At 60.1% G+C, this 13,778-nt stretch carries 12 protein-coding genes; 3 read left to right on the top strand and 9 right to left on the bottom strand.

Going from position 1 to position 13,778, the window contains the following annotated elements:
* Positions 1-41: 41 nt before the first annotated feature.
* On the bottom strand, positions 42-2,294 hold the full coding sequence (locus tag RBT42_RS14555) for a heavy metal translocating P-type ATPase (RefSeq protein WP_320366391.1): 2,253 nt from the start codon (positions 2,292-2,294) through the stop codon (positions 42-44).
* Between the two features lie 54 nt (positions 2,295-2,348).
* Between RBT42_RS14555 and cadR the strand changes: the two genes are divergently transcribed.
* A complete protein-coding gene (gene cadR, locus RBT42_RS14550; RefSeq protein WP_320366389.1) occupies positions 2,349-2,789 on the top strand; it encodes a Cd(II)/Pb(II)-responsive transcriptional regulator in 441 nt (146 codons plus the stop codon).
* A gap of 176 nt (positions 2,790-2,965) precedes the next feature.
* Positions 2,966-3,490 (top strand): hypothetical protein, encoded by a 525-nt coding sequence (locus RBT42_RS14545; RefSeq protein WP_320366387.1) that lies wholly within the window; start codon positions 2,966-2,968, stop codon positions 3,488-3,490.
* 374 nt (positions 3,491-3,864) lie between these two features.
* On the opposite strand, the gene RBT42_RS14540 is transcribed toward RBT42_RS14545, so the two are convergent.
* The 3 genes from RBT42_RS14540 to RBT42_RS14530 form a co-directional block, all read right to left on the bottom strand.
* Positions 3,865-6,711: a TrlF family AAA-like ATPase gene (locus RBT42_RS14540; RefSeq protein ID WP_320366384.1), complete on the bottom strand. Its 2,847-nt coding sequence runs from the start codon at positions 6,709-6,711 to the stop codon at positions 3,865-3,867.
* A 265-nt stretch (positions 6,712-6,976) separates the two neighbouring features.
* The gene (locus tag RBT42_RS14535) at positions 6,977-8,047 is read right to left on the bottom strand and encodes a hypothetical protein (RefSeq protein ID WP_320366382.1); all 1,071 of its coding nucleotides are present in this window, start codon (positions 8,045-8,047) and stop codon (positions 6,977-6,979) included.
* Positions 8,048-8,497: 450 nt separating this feature from the next.
* Positions 8,498-8,743: a helix-turn-helix transcriptional regulator gene (locus tag RBT42_RS14530; RefSeq protein ID WP_320366380.1), complete on the bottom strand. Its 246-nt coding sequence runs from the start codon at positions 8,741-8,743 to the stop codon at positions 8,498-8,500.
* Positions 8,744-9,085: 342 nt separating this feature from the next.
* Between RBT42_RS14530 and RBT42_RS14525 the strand changes: the two genes are divergently transcribed.
* Positions 9,086-9,274 carry a hypothetical protein gene (locus tag RBT42_RS14525; RefSeq protein WP_320366378.1) on the top strand — a complete coding sequence of 63 codons (189 nt, stop codon included), beginning with the start codon at positions 9,086-9,088 and terminating at the stop codon, positions 9,272-9,274.
* A gap of 83 nt (positions 9,275-9,357) precedes the next feature.
* Here the strand turns inward: RBT42_RS14525 and RBT42_RS14520 are convergent, their stop codons facing one another.
* The 5 genes from RBT42_RS14520 to RBT42_RS14500 form a co-directional block, all read right to left on the bottom strand.
* Positions 9,358-10,266 carry a hydrolase or metal-binding protein gene (locus tag RBT42_RS14520; protein ID WP_320366408.1) on the bottom strand — a complete coding sequence of 303 codons (909 nt, stop codon included), beginning with the start codon at positions 10,264-10,266 and terminating at the stop codon, positions 9,358-9,360.
* A gap of 65 nt (positions 10,267-10,331) precedes the next feature.
* The gene (locus RBT42_RS14515; RefSeq protein ID WP_320366376.1) at positions 10,332-11,333 is read right to left on the bottom strand and encodes a lambda-exonuclease family protein; all 1,002 of its coding nucleotides are present in this window, start codon (positions 11,331-11,333) and stop codon (positions 10,332-10,334) included.
* Between the two features lie 88 nt (positions 11,334-11,421).
* Positions 11,422-12,390, bottom strand: coding sequence for a DUF932 domain-containing protein (locus tag RBT42_RS14510; protein ID WP_320366374.1), 969 nt, complete (start codon positions 12,388-12,390; stop codon positions 11,422-11,424).
* Positions 12,391-12,425: 35 nt separating this feature from the next.
* Complete coding sequence (locus RBT42_RS14505) at positions 12,426-12,746, bottom strand: hypothetical protein (protein ID WP_320366372.1); 321 nt, start codon at positions 12,744-12,746, stop codon at positions 12,426-12,428.
* A 93-nt stretch (positions 12,747-12,839) separates the two neighbouring features.
* Positions 12,840-13,340: a RadC family protein gene (locus tag RBT42_RS14500; protein ID WP_320366370.1), complete on the bottom strand. Its 501-nt coding sequence runs from the start codon at positions 13,338-13,340 to the stop codon at positions 12,840-12,842.
* Positions 13,341-13,778: the final 438 nt, after the last annotated feature.

Genomic DNA, 13,778 nt, shown 5'->3' with positions numbered 1-13,778 from the left:
GTTCGTCAGGGACATGGATGGTCGACGTACCGTGTAGAACATCATCGATCCACACGGGCCTTGAGCAGGCGTAAACCGTTGGCGACCACGAGCAAACTGGCCCCCATGTCGGCGAACACCGCCATCCACATCGAGGCGTTGCCAAAAACGGCCATGATCAGGAAAACGGCCTTGATGCCCAGTGCAAGAGAGATGTTCTGCCAAAGCACCGCGTGCGTCTGGCGCGACAAGCGGATCAACTCCGGAATGCGGCGCAGGTCGTCATTCATGATCACCACGTCGGCCGCTTCCATGGCGGTGTCGGTGCCGGCACCACCCATGGCGATGCCGATACTGGCTTTGGCCAGGGCAGGCGCATCGTTGATGCCATCTCCCGTCATGGCGGTCATGCCGTGCTCCTGCAGCAAGCTCTCGATGGCCTGCAGCTTGTCCTGAGGCAGCAAATTGCCCCTGGCCTCCGCGATACCGGCCTGGGTCGCGATGGACTTGGCCGTAGCACTGTTGTCGCCCGTGAGCATGACAGGACGTACACGCAGGGCTTTGAGTTCTGCTATGGCCTGACGGGAAGATTCCTTGATCGTGTCGGCCACCGCAAACAAGGCGAGCACGCCCTGATCGCTGGCCAGCAAGGTGACGCTGTGGCCTGCCTGCTCCTGCTCCAGCAACTTGGCTTCCAGTGCGCTGTCGCACTGGCCGCGTTCCTCGATCAAACGGTGATTGCCCAGCACATAGGTCTGGCCTTGGCACACGGCGCGAACGCCTCGGCCCGGCAGCGCCTCAAAGGCCTCCAGCTCCAGCGCCTGCACAGTAAGCCCCTTGGAGATGGCCTGGGACACTGGATGGTCGGATCGAGACGCCAGGCTGCCAGCCAATTGGGCGACTCGCTCGCGCTCGCCCTGGATCGCTTCCCAAGCCACCAATTTGGGCTTGCCCTCAGTGATAGTCCCCGTCTTGTCCATCGCGATCACGCGCACCTTGCGGGCATCTTCCAGGTAAGTGCCACCCTTGATCAGGATGCCGCGACGTGCGGCAGAAGCCAGAGCGCTGACGACCGTGACCGGGGTCGAGATCACCAAGGCGCAAGGACACGCGATGACCAGCAGCACCAGGGCCTTGTAAAGCGCCTGCAGCCAGGTCCAGTCCATGAGCCAGGGTGTCAGCACGGCCATGGCCACCGCAAGCAAGAACACGGCCGGGGTGTAAATCGCTGCGAAGCGATCGACGAACCGCTGAGTGGGCGCCCGGGTGCCCTGGGCCTGCTCGACCGCTTCGATGATGCGAGCCAAGGTGGTGTCTGTCGCCATGGCGGTCACCGTGAAGGTCAACTCGCCCGTTTCGTTGATGGTGCCGGCGAACACGGGATCCCCCAGGCCTTTGTCCACGGGAATGCTTTCGCCTGTGACCGGCGCCTGGTTGATGGCGCTGTTGCCCTGGGTGACCGTGCCATCCAAGGGGACGCGTTCCCCAGGGCGAATGCGCACCGTGCTACCAAGTGCGATCTGCTGCACATCGACCACGGCCCATTGGCCGTCCGCTTGCTGAACTGTGGCTTCTTGCGGGCTCAGGTCGAGCAAGCCCTTGATGGCGTTGCGCGCCTTGTCCACGGACCGAGCTTCAATCAACTCTGCGATGGCGTACAGCGCCATGACCATGGCCGCTTCCGGCCACTGGCCGATGAAAAAGGCCCCGGTGACCGCCACCGTCATCAGAGCATTGATGTTCAGCTTGCCATGGCGCAGGGCCGACAGGCCTTTGCGGTAGGTCTCCAGCCCCGCCAAGCCAATGGCCACTGCGGCAAGTGCCAAGCCAAGCGACTTGAAGGGGGTGGTATCGGGCGCAAAGAACCCGAGGGCCTCCGCAAGGATGGCCAGACCCAAGGCCAGGGCGTATCTGACCCAGCCACCGCTGGTGGGTGCATGGTCGGACTCCGCACCGTGGTCTCCAGTGCCATCCTTGGCTGCATTGGGCGCTGTCACAGGTAGCGGCTCAAAGCCCGCCTTGCGGATCACATCCAAGGCCAGCGGCAAAGCTTCAGCGGAAGCGCTGATGCCGAGCGTTCGGGCGCCGAGCTGAAACCGCAGCGCTTTGATATTCGGAACACCGTCCAGCGCGCGCCGGATCTCCGACTCCTCGGCCGAGCAATCCATGGTGGCAATGCGAAACGTCGCCCAGCCGGAGCCTGCTGGGTTGGCGGCGGCCATAACAGCCGACTCCGATGCCGAGCATCCACAGCTTTGGTTCTCGCTGCCTGAACAATTTGATGCGCTTGTACTTGAGGTGTTTGGCGTTGTCATGTTCACATTAAAAACCCTATAGTCACTGGAGAGTCAAGTCATAGGGCAAACAAAATGAAGATTGGTGAGTTGGCGGGACAAACTGGATGCCCAGTGCAGACCGTGCGCTTCTATGAGGCGGAAGGGCTTCTACAACCCCCTGAGCGGAGCGCGAACAACTATCGCATTTACGGCCAAACGCATGTCGACCGGCTGTCGTTCATCCTGCGCTGCCGCTCGCTGGACATGACGCACGATGAGATTCGGGTTTTGCTGCGTCTGCAAGATGACCCGACCAAGCCTTGCGACGAGGTCAACGAGCTGCTCGACAACCACGCTCGCCATGTGGATGCGCGCATCTCAGAGTTGACAGCGCTGAAGCAGCAGATTCAGGACATCCGTGATGCTTGCGCAGGCGGCACCTGCATCGGCGAGTGCGGCGCTCTCGATTCTCTACGTCGCAACACGGGCGCTAGCGCGGCCAAGCGCGGGCACATCAAGGGTGTGCACCAGTGAGCCTGGGCTGGTCGGCCATAGTCAATTGATTTTCGTCAACGAGGTAGGTCGTTCGATGAGTATCTCGATATGGTGGTGTCGCTTGACGCGAGCTCTTGGCAGGCTCATGCTGATATGCCCCTAAACTTTTGTGCCCGGCCCTTCCGGGCTTCGCGACAGTCACTGAAGGAGCCACCATGAAGCGACTCGTACTCAACGGTGCAATTGCTGCACTACTGCTTTCTACAATGCCCGTCGCCGTTCAGGCACAGGCACCCGCGAAGGATGCCAAGACTCAGACAGCACCCGACGTGAAGGCCTTCGATAAGCAACTTAGCGAGGCTCAAGCGCAGATGAAGCGAATGCAGGAGCAAATGGATCGCATCCGCCAGACCCAGGACCCGCTTGAGCGACAAAAGCTGATGCAGGACCACTACCTTGCCATGCAGAACGCCATGACGGCGATGCACGGCATGTGGGGCCCAGGCATGATGGGTGGTCACGGAATGATGCACGGCCCAGGGATGATGGGCGGACCAGGCATGATGCATGGATCAGGCATGATGGGCTGGGGTGGGATGCACGGGTACTACTCGACACTCACGCCAGAACAGATGAAGCAGCGCCAGTACATGATGGATCAGTACATGGGCATGCAGCAGATGATGATGGACCAAATGATGATGCGGCAGCAATGGATGACGCCGCCGGCCACGAAATAGGCAACCTCTGCTGTTGTGACGTTCAGGGGGACAAGTCTTGAGTGGCTTGGCGCGGCGACGTCCGCTATCTTCATACCACCGACAGAGGCTCAGGCCATGTTTTCGGCGGGCTACGCAGTTCGCGCTGCGCACGAAGCCCCGCCTGGCCGGCTGCTACCGCTGCTGAGCCGTCACCAGCCCTTGTGCAATGACCGGCTGCAATGGGTCGATCGCCGGCGCTCTCGAATGACCGCTGCGCGGCTTCCACAGCCGCGGCGCGACTGTTAAGGGTTGACCGACCGCTCACGCTGCAGAACTGCCGCTCACCAGGCATGGACAGCTTCAGGCTGTAAGCAGACGTCGGTCATTGTTCGATTTGGCAACTTTTCCGAGCCTCAAACATCTCTTCCCAGACGCTGATAGCGCCTCTCAAACGCTTCTTCGCCTCCCTCCATCACCTGACAGACCTCGCGGCGCATTGCTGGATCTTGCAAGGAGCCATTTTGCTTCACATGGCACTGGTGGTTGAAGTCCAGCACGTGAATCAGCTCCGCATCGCCATTGACCACTATGTTGGGGTTGTGGGTCACGACGATCAGCTGACGACGCAGCTTGTTGCTGCGTATCTGCTGAACCACCAGTCCGTAGATTAGGTGGTTGTCCAGATCGTCCTCAGGCTGATCAAGCACGAGCGGCTCATTGCCGTGCGCCAACAAGAAAGCGAGCATCGCGGCCGCGCGCTGACCGGCGGACGCTTGGCCGATAGACTGAAAGTCCCGCCCGTCTCCCTTGCGGCTGTATTCCACCTGTAATCCGTCCTCGGGGAACCAGCACAGGATGTGATCGATGAACTCTGGGCGCTTGTCGGCTTCCGATTTCAAGAATTTATTGAACCAGCCTCCAAATTCTGCCTGGCCACGACAGGCTTCTGACAGGCGCTTCTTCTGAGACAGCAGCGCCTGCTCAAATGCTGCTGTGTCCCACGCGCCCGGCTCCTCGAACAGAGCAACCGTGCCCAGCAAATCGGCCAGGAGCCCTTTGGGTCCCACCCCCTCTTGCTCCTGATAGAGATCGTCTACGTACTTGCCGTCAGCAGCGCCAAGCAGCTCCCGTAGGGAGCGTTCAATGCCCTGCGCATCCCGGCTGTATGGGATCAGTTCGATCCGAACAAACCGATTGCCTTGCAGCGTTTCCTGAAGAAATGCGCTCCGTTGGGCACTGATGGCGCGTCGGGCGGACAGCACGTGCTCCAGCAGTGCTTTAGCCTTGTCGCGCAACTCAATTTGCTGCTTCTGCAAGACCTCAAGCTTCTTCAGATCGGTTTCGATCCGCTGCTTTTCTTGCACCAGACGGCCATACTCACTTGGGTCGCTGACACCTTGTTGCTGAAGGTCGGCTTTCAGTTTTTCATAGGTCGCCTTTGCCGCGCCAATCCGCGCAAACGTGGGCGAGGCCTCCAACTCATTACGCAGGACCCGTCCGCGCTCATGCAGCGCGACGGCTGTGTTCGCGACCTCCTGCCGCGCTTTGGCGATGGCCGTGTGCAGCGCTTGGACAAAGCTCAGTGCCTCGCTGTCTTCGCCTGCGTCGAACAGCCCTTCTGGGGAGTCTTCCGCCAGCACGTCAGCCGCAAATGCCTTCAAGCGCTCTGACAACTCGGCGACGGCATCGAACTGACGTTCCAACTCGCGGCTTTGTCGGCTGGTGCGTTGGTAGTTTGTTAGCACCACCGCATGGTCGGCACCCTCGAAGCGGGCCAGCTTGCGCTGTATGTCGTGCAGGGCAAGCGTCAGCGCTTCGCGTCCTTGCAGCTTGCCATCCAGCTCGCGAAATTGCGCCCTAGCGGCCAGGAAGGCACGCTTGGCTTCTTCAAAGGCCACCTGCTGAGACTGCGTGTCAGCTGCATCGTCGATTACCTTTAGCAGGGCCTGCTGGCTGTCGCCCGCCAGCGCCGCGATCTGCCCTTGGCTGAACAGACGCACTGGAAATCGCTGAGCAGTGATAGCTTGGCTGGTCGAGGGCGTGAAGCTGCCCATGGCTGCATCCCATTCCTCCACCGCGCAGCCTTGACCGTCTTGTCGCCAGTCAAGGCGATAGGACGTGCCATCGCGCTGCACTTGTACGCGGATGGCCGTCTCCGCCCGGAGTCCGCCTTCATCGTTGCGGCTCTTGGCGACTTTGTGGAAGCGGCTGAAGGTCTGCCCTGCATCCGAGTTGGGCGACAACTCCTTCTCGCGCCGATAGGCCAGGCGCAGGGCATGCACGATGGTCGACTTGCCTGTGCCACGTCCACCGATCAGGGCATTGAAATACGGATTGAGCGGCAAGCTGGCGGGCTGCCTGCCGCGCCCCATAAAGCGCGCCTCGCTGATTTCGATCGACGCAATGAAATGCTCTGGCGTGTTGAACGGCGTAAAGCCACTGCTCTCTTCGCTACGCTTTACCGAGACCTCCTGCCCATCCAGCAACGCAAGGCGCAAGCCTTCCAAGCTTGGCCGGGCCATCTTGATCCATGTGTAGCGCGAACCAGGAACAGCCGCACCTTGGAAGCTGTGGCAATCGCTGCCGACCACGCTGGCGAAACGCAGTTTCAATTCGTCAAGTACCGTCGGCTTAGGACTGGTGCAAGTAGTCCACTCCAGCGCTAGGATGCCTGGCACTTGCAAGACCTGCTTGACCGTTGTGGCGTCCAACAGGCATTTGGTTGTGCCAGGCTCGACCTGTAACAACCCCTTGTCTCCCTCAACGTGTGCTGGGATGGCAATGCCTCCCGCCGCAAGAATGCGCTCCACAACCTTGCTGGCCCCTTCGCGGGTAACACCATCGCTGTCACCCCGCGTTCCCTCGTACTCCACCCTCGCCAATAGGTCGCTGATGGTCTGGCCGGAGGCAGACGGGTCGAAGATCGCCAGCAGGTGAAAGCCGCCCTGAACGGAAATTTCCACTCCGGGGAAAACGTGTAGCTCACGGAAGCCGGCGCGCGGTGTGCCTGCGTCGGCCTCGGCCTTCATCTCCGCATAGGCGGCTTTGAGTTTGTCGATCCAATCGCCCGTGTTGTGATCGGTGACAGCAACACAGTCGATGTCCGCGGCCATGTATTTGAGCAACCAGGTTTGTGGCGTCAGCTCAGCGGGCGTACCAATGGCAGCCTGCCAGGCCCCCGTGTCTTTGGATGCCGGTGTGTGGGTATGGAAATCGAACTTCCACCAACGTGCGCCGGGATAAGGCCAAGTTTGGCTCATGCAATTCTCCTGTTTTGAGCCATTATTCCTTCAACTCTGTTCTGAGCATCTGGATCAGTGCCTGTGCCTCATCCATGAACGGGCTTTCTTCAAATTAGCCCAGGTCCCTGGCTACAGGTTCGTCACTGAACGACTGCTACCGGAAATCTCCATTGGATTCACGGTGGTCGGCTCCCGCTGCGAAGCGGCCATGAACTTTCAGTCAGATCAAGCACGACCAACCCTCATCAGGGCGCTGAAAGAAGCTGCTACGTCCGAGCGGCAATCAAGCGAGCGTCTCGACCGATGTTGTTAATCGCCGTGCGCCCGTTGTGGTGCCCAGCTTCAAGTCCTGAAACAACTGCATGAGCCGATCCTTGATGACAGCCTGAGCGACGAGCCATTCCAAGGGCGAAAACCCTCTGTCTGACGCAATCAGGAAGTCAATTGCAAATGCCAGAGCGCGAGCATGCAGGCCGAGGTTGCGCAGCGGTTTAGGATCGTTCAGCCTTGTCGTGACCTCGTTGATCGTGTCGACCGTAAGCATCTCACCTCGGGCACATCGCTGCAGGTGGCTGTCAGGTGAAGGGCCAAACATGCCCGCCCGCGTGGCAAGCGACGCCAAGTCCTTTGCGCGGTAGCGGTGTCGAACCAAGTCGAGCCAATTCCTGAACACGTGCGCATCACCGCTGCACAAGTTGGCTATACGCGCGGCTGCGTGTTGCTTTTGTTCCCAGTCCGAACTGAACACCAGGGGCAGTAACGTTGTGGCCAGAACGCTGTACAGGATTCGATCGACAAAGCGATATTCCGCCTCACCCAGTTCGCAGACCTGCTCAGACCACCACAGCGCTGGTTTGGAAATCAGTTCGGCCTGACAGTGGACACACTTTAGCGATCCAGACGATAGTGTCCGCATAACTTGGAATAGCGCGCCCTCAGCCACCCTTGTGTACTGAGCAAGTTCCGCGATCAATACGCCCTCTTTCATTCTGCTCGCCAGAAGCGCCAGCACTTCTTCGCTTCCACCCACGGCGTTCAGCAGTCGCTGGCGAACCGCAGGTGTCGTCTCGACCCTTTGCAGTGCGTAGTTCTGGAAGTTCTTGAAATCCCGCCCGAAGCCATTCCGGATGTATGCCAAGTACGTTCGACGACCAGTCAGAAAGTTAGCTAGGAAGTCATCACTCGGAAGGCCTGCCTTGAGGGGCTCGAGCCCCAGGGAGGTCGGGAAAAGCCTCATCGGGCGACGCAAGGTAAGCGGCTCAAATGGCTGGCTAAGTCCGCTTTGAAGAATCTGGCCAGCGGTCGGTGTATGCATTTCCACGTTTCCTCTGTCGCGCAATTTCGATTGCTTCAAGATCAATCCCGACGCCCGACAAGAACGCCGCCAATCGGTCGGCTAGGGGCGTCGTAAGAGGGGATTCTCATGGCTAAAGGTAGCGTAGGCGGTAGCAAGGGAGGCGGAGCCCAGGGTGGCGGTAAAGGTGGTAACGGCGCTGGAGGTAGCGGCAACCAGGCTGGCGGCAAGGGCTGGGGCGGGCGCACCAGCACTACCGGTGGTGTGTCTGGAGGCGGCCGCTCACCTGCGCCGGGCGTACCTGGACACGGGAAGGCCCCCTAAATAGGCAGATCGGATTCAGGCGCCAACTGACTTTCAACTTCAGCAGTATGGCGCCGGAACGCTTAAGAGGACGCCCCGCGAAAGCGGGGCGTCGAGAGCCGCACAGCACACGACTTTGAGCGATCCCTGGGAGCGCAGCATGCGGTCACTCCACAGGCATATGCGCACCGCACGGAGCTAGTCAATCTACAGATCTGCTTCTCTGAGTAAATCGGACGGGCGGCATTGGATCGCTGTGGCGATCTTCAAGATGTTCAGGAAAGTGACGTTGCGTTCACCTCGTTCGATCTTGCCCATGTGCGACCGGTCAATTTCGGCCACGTCAGCCAGCGCTTCTTGAGACAGATCCAAGGACAACCGGCGTGCGCGGATCACGGCGCCCAAGCGCACGAGAGATTTGTCACGATCTTCCTTCACCGACACCCTTGGCATGGGCGAAATCGTCGTTCTACAATGCTTTCAAGGCCACGGCATTTACGACCCATTTGTGGTTGTGGTTCACCCAGCAGTAATGCCGGACGCCAGGGAGGCCGAGGTCATTAACCCCGCGTAGAAAGATCGAAAAATGGCAAAAAGAAAATGTCCCCGCTGCAATGGCAAAGGTGTGATCCCGTGTCCCATGGACTACGGTGATGACGACGAGCGTCATCCCAGCAGTTGCCCCGGTTGCGGTGGCGATCCCAAAGCGCGTGTCGAGTGCCCTGATTGCGAAGGCACCGGCAAGATCGACGACTGATCTGATACGGCCTATCGGCCTTGATGTAAGGGGGATCTATGGGTTTCTTCAGTCTCAAAGACAAGTTTGACGATCTGCGTCACTCCTACACCCCTGGTGACAAGCTCCTCAATGGAGCAAAGTTGCTGGGAGCCGTTGTGGCCAACACCGCAATTGGTGCTGGCAAGGTCGGCAAGGCATTCGCCGAGGAGTACGTCAAAGAAGGCGAAAAGCGTCTCAAGAAGTAAAGCAACTGATGAGAGGCCGGCATCACAGCCGGCCTCTTTCTTTTGGTTGCCTTGATTCCAAGCGCAGGTGCCCTCACCCCGACTCAGCCAGCCGATGCTGACTCCAGTCTGTTGGTCTTGGCGCTCAGCTTGTCCCGAAGCACTGTTCTGCTGGCATTGAGGGGGCCGGATGTTTGTGCATCGTCTTGGACCGCATCCGGGAAGAACTCCTCGATGATCGGCAGACCATCGTCCTCCACGTCTTCAAACGCGCCCATGGCAAAGCCCCGTCTGGCGGCTTCGTCCAGTGCAGCCTGGTCAACCCCCAACTCTATCTGCTTGGCCCGCTCGGTGCGTGCCTGCTCGACAGCCTCATGCAGTGACTGACCAGCCCTGAGCGTCAGGTCTACGAAGTAGATCGGTGCCCGATGGGACTGGGTGGTCGACTTTCCACGCAGGCGCAACTCCAGCGGCATGGATGCCAGGATGCCCCCTGTGAGCGCACTCAGGTACGCCATGCGTGCCAGCAGCGTTCTGATGGTGTTGAACCCCGTCGTGCGCAGGATGAAGGTGCCCAGCACGTCGTCCTCCCCTACCCGGACATTCAGCCGCCCGTAGGGCTTGCATTGGCTTCCCTGAGCCAGTTCACAGCCATCGGGTGTCCGGCACTCAAAAGTCTGGATGCCCTCTGCCGTCGCACGTCGACAGGTCTCTCCATTGCCGACGCACATCGGACGCCCCGTGGTCCGGTTGAACAAGGTGTAGTTCGCACGCATGTTCAGGTCTGGGTCGTCAAACAGCAGCTTGATCGGGATGCTGCGCAGCTTGGCTCCACTGCTGCCGCGCAAGGTGTCATCGAGCGGGTGGGTGATCCAACCATCCTTGTGCTGGATCTGGCTGGTGAGGGTGAACTCGTCGTCTTTCTCAGGCAGACGCTTGCCGTTCTTCTCGACGACACGGCCAATCGAGATCCGCCCGATGACGGGTGGTGTCAGTGCCAAACCTTTGATCATGTTGATTCCTTTCAAAAAAAGAAAAGGCCGACCTCCGAAGAGACCGGCCTGGGGGATGGGGGTGTTCACGTCTGAACCAAGAAGCGGCGGCTACCGGGTTTGGTCTGCGTGTAGACGGTGAGCAATGCCGGCTGCTCCTTCAGCAGTCGGGCCGTGTCCAGCGTCACACTGTCCTTGCTGCGCTTCCAGCTGACTTCGCCGCACTCGAACACCGCCCGTGAGGCATCGCCCATGCGTTGCTGGATGCGCTGCTTGAGCTGGGACTCCAACTCGACCACATCAGCCAGCTTTTGCCGGACAGCCAGCAGGTCAGAGAACGCAGCGGCCAGCTCTGTTTCCTGGGACAAGTCCAGCACCTCGCCTGTGTCACGGGGATACAGGCAGCGCAGCGCCAGGTCTGCCGAGTCGGAGCCGTCTGCCGGTGGCTGGATATCCTTTTCGACGTACTCCCAGAAGGCCTGCTCCAGCCGGATGAGTTGCTGGATCTGCTCCTCATCACGCTGGATGCGGAAGATCTGCAGGTCCTGCCCACAGATCAGCACGGCCACATCGGCGGCCTGCTTGCCGGTGACCGCCAGTTGGTGCATCACCTGCAGGTGGACGTAGTCGGGCACCCCCTCCTTCCAGAGGCGTGCGCCGTTGAGCCCAGCCGTCTTGCACTCCAGGATGGCGACATCCGGACTGCCCATGACCTCTCGGTCCAAGTTGGCCAGCATCCACGGGTGCGTGGGGTGCTGTAGCACCGCGTTCACCCGACGAACACGATTGCCGGTTCGCTTCGTGTAGTGAGCTGCGACGATGGGCTCCAGCAAGGTGCCCCAGTACATCGGGCTGGATTCGTCGTTGGGATCGACCTGAGGCAAGGCTGCACCTCTCCCGGTTTTCTCCATCCAGAGTTCCAACTGAGACTTGTAGGGGTTGAGCCCTACGGCCGCTGCGGCGTCCGAGCTGCCGATGCCAGAGCGACGAACATCAAGCCACTGATCTCGATGGAGGTCAGTGGTCTTGATGAGTCGAAGGGCCGGTGAAGGCCTGCGGGTGGCATGTGTCGTTTGGGTGTTTGCCATGTGATATCTCTTCTGTGTAAAAAAAGCCCCGCGCCCCCTGAAGGGATGCGGGGCTTATGCAGTGGGTGGATTGGTGGGGTTTGTGGATTCAGGAAGCCAGCTGCAGCGCATGGTCCAGGGCTCGTTGCTTGAGGTTGGCCCCTTGCCCGAACCAGGCGCTGTCCAGCCGGTATTCCTGGCTTCGTGCTCGACGCTCGTGGTCCACGAACTCGGTGATCGAGCACAACAGGCCCCAAGCGGTGCCTTTGGCTGCCGACAGCTCAGCGCCGCGACCATGCCCGTCGTACATGGCCAGCACCTTCTTCAAGGCGCGCTCGTTGCTCATCCCAGTGGACTGATCAGGCGTGGCGTCCTGGTGGCAGAGCACCTTGAGGAAGTAGTTCAAGGCCTCGTGGCTCTTGACCTTGCACTCCGACAGGGTCTTCATGCGGTACATGAAGCTGTCCCACTGGGACACGGCAATGCCCAACTGACGCTTGACCGCCTGCGCATCAAAGCTCGTGCTGTGTGGCACCTTGATGGCCCCCACCGCTCCGTTGAGTGCGATGGACAGCGTGTTGTTGCACACGACCCGCACCGTGGTGGGTGTGGCCGTGGTCGCCAATGTTCCGTCACAGGACGTTGCCAGCAGCAGATAGCCTTTGACCACGTCATTGCCCTTCAGCGCCGTTTCCTTGCCCGTACGAGCCAGTGCCCAGAACTTTTTGCCAGCCTTGAGCACGCCAGCGGTTTCCAGCTCGAAGCCGGAGATCTCGGACAGGTCCCGGTAGAACTCCAACACCTCCTTGGGTTGCACGACCTGGTAGCGACCACTGACCACCGACAGCGGGGCATTGGTATCGCTGCGGTAGAGGACTTTTTGTTCGTCGAAAGCCATGATGGCTGGGCCACCATCTTCAGGCTGTGCCAGGTAGCGAACAGGGGTCTCACGGATCGTCCAGTCCATGCCGGCCTTCTGTGCCCAGACTTCCAGCGGTTGCTTGGGGGGCAGTTGGTGACCAAGTGCATGCCAGGGTGCCGCGCCCACGTAAGCCATTTGTTCAACGAGATGAGCCATGGTGTTTCCTTTGCATTTGAATTGAGGGGGAGCGATCACAGGTTGAAGGTGTGACCGCAAGAGAGGCACTCGTACTTGTCAAAGACACCGTCATCCAGTGCTTCACCGGCTTTGCTGCCGACGGTGCTGCCAACGCCTCCACCGACGACGCCACCAATCAGGGCACCAGCCAGGCCACCGAGCAAAGAGCCGAGGGGGCCGGCGACCAGCCCGACCGTGGCGCCCGCCTGGGCACCACCCATGGCCGAGGCAATGCCTCCGGCCGCACCGGCAACGCCGCCGATGGCAGCGCCGGCTTTACGACCGACACGACGGATCTGCAGGCGCGTGGATTCGCAATGAGGACAGGTTTGCATGAAGAACTCCTTTGTGTGAAGACAAGAAAAAGCCACCCGAGCCGAGTGGCAGGGGTGGCGAAGTGAAGAGGGAAGTTGGTTTGAGGGGGAGGGTCAGAGCTTGCGGTTCTCGGCGAAGCTGTAGACGTCACGACAGGTCACGATGAAGTGATCCAGGACATGAACATCCACGACGGACAAGGCCGACTTGATTGCGTGGGTCAGCGCCTCATCGGCAACGGAAGGATCGGTTTTGCCGCTGGGGTGGTTGTGCGTGAGGATCACGGCTGCCGCATTTCTGCTGAGCGCCTCAATGACCACCTCCCTGGGGTAGACCGAGGTCTGCGTCAGCGTGCCTCTGAACATCTCCACGAACTCGATGACTTGGTGCTGGGCCGTGAGGAACAAGACCCCGAACACTTCGTGAGGACGGTCGGCCAGACGCAGCCGAAGGTAGTCACGAACGGCCTGCGGGGAGGTCAGCAGTGGGGTGTCCCGAATCGACTTTTCCATGAGGCGCAGCGCCTGTTGAACGATCTTGGGGCGAGAGTAGATGGGCAAGGTCGACAGCGGCAACAGATCCGTGTCGTTCCGGGGGGTGCATGAAGGGGACATGGTCGCTCCAAAGCAAACGGCCCCGGTGTGTGAACACGCAGGGCCGGAAATCAGATGGGGCTGTGAGGTCGTCACAGCCAACGCTTGAGAGACACCCAGACGGCATAAAGCCTGGATCACCCGTGCAGGTGAACCAGGCTCTGTGCGGGCATGTCGGGCGTCAACTCAGGTTGGTGATATGTGGCTGAAGAAATCTTGACTGCGGCTCTTACCGTCCGAAATCAGCCAGGATCGGACCTTCTCTTGGTCGGAGCCTATGTCCGGCGAAGGCTGGTTGCGGCACTTCGCGTTGCACTCATCGGCCGGCAGCTATCGACCCTGAGCTGACGGTCAGGCTCCCAGCATGAATGACTTCTATGCAGTACCAAGCCGCCCGTAAAGCCCCGCAGAACACAATGCTGCTGACCGGGTACGAAGCCAGATCAGCAGCATTGGCAG

It is taken from the genome of Aquabacterium sp. (assembly GCF_034003525.1).
Lineage (GTDB): Bacteria > Pseudomonadota > Gammaproteobacteria > Burkholderiales > Burkholderiaceae_C > Aquabacterium.
This window is presented reverse-complemented; position numbering and strand designations above follow the sequence as displayed.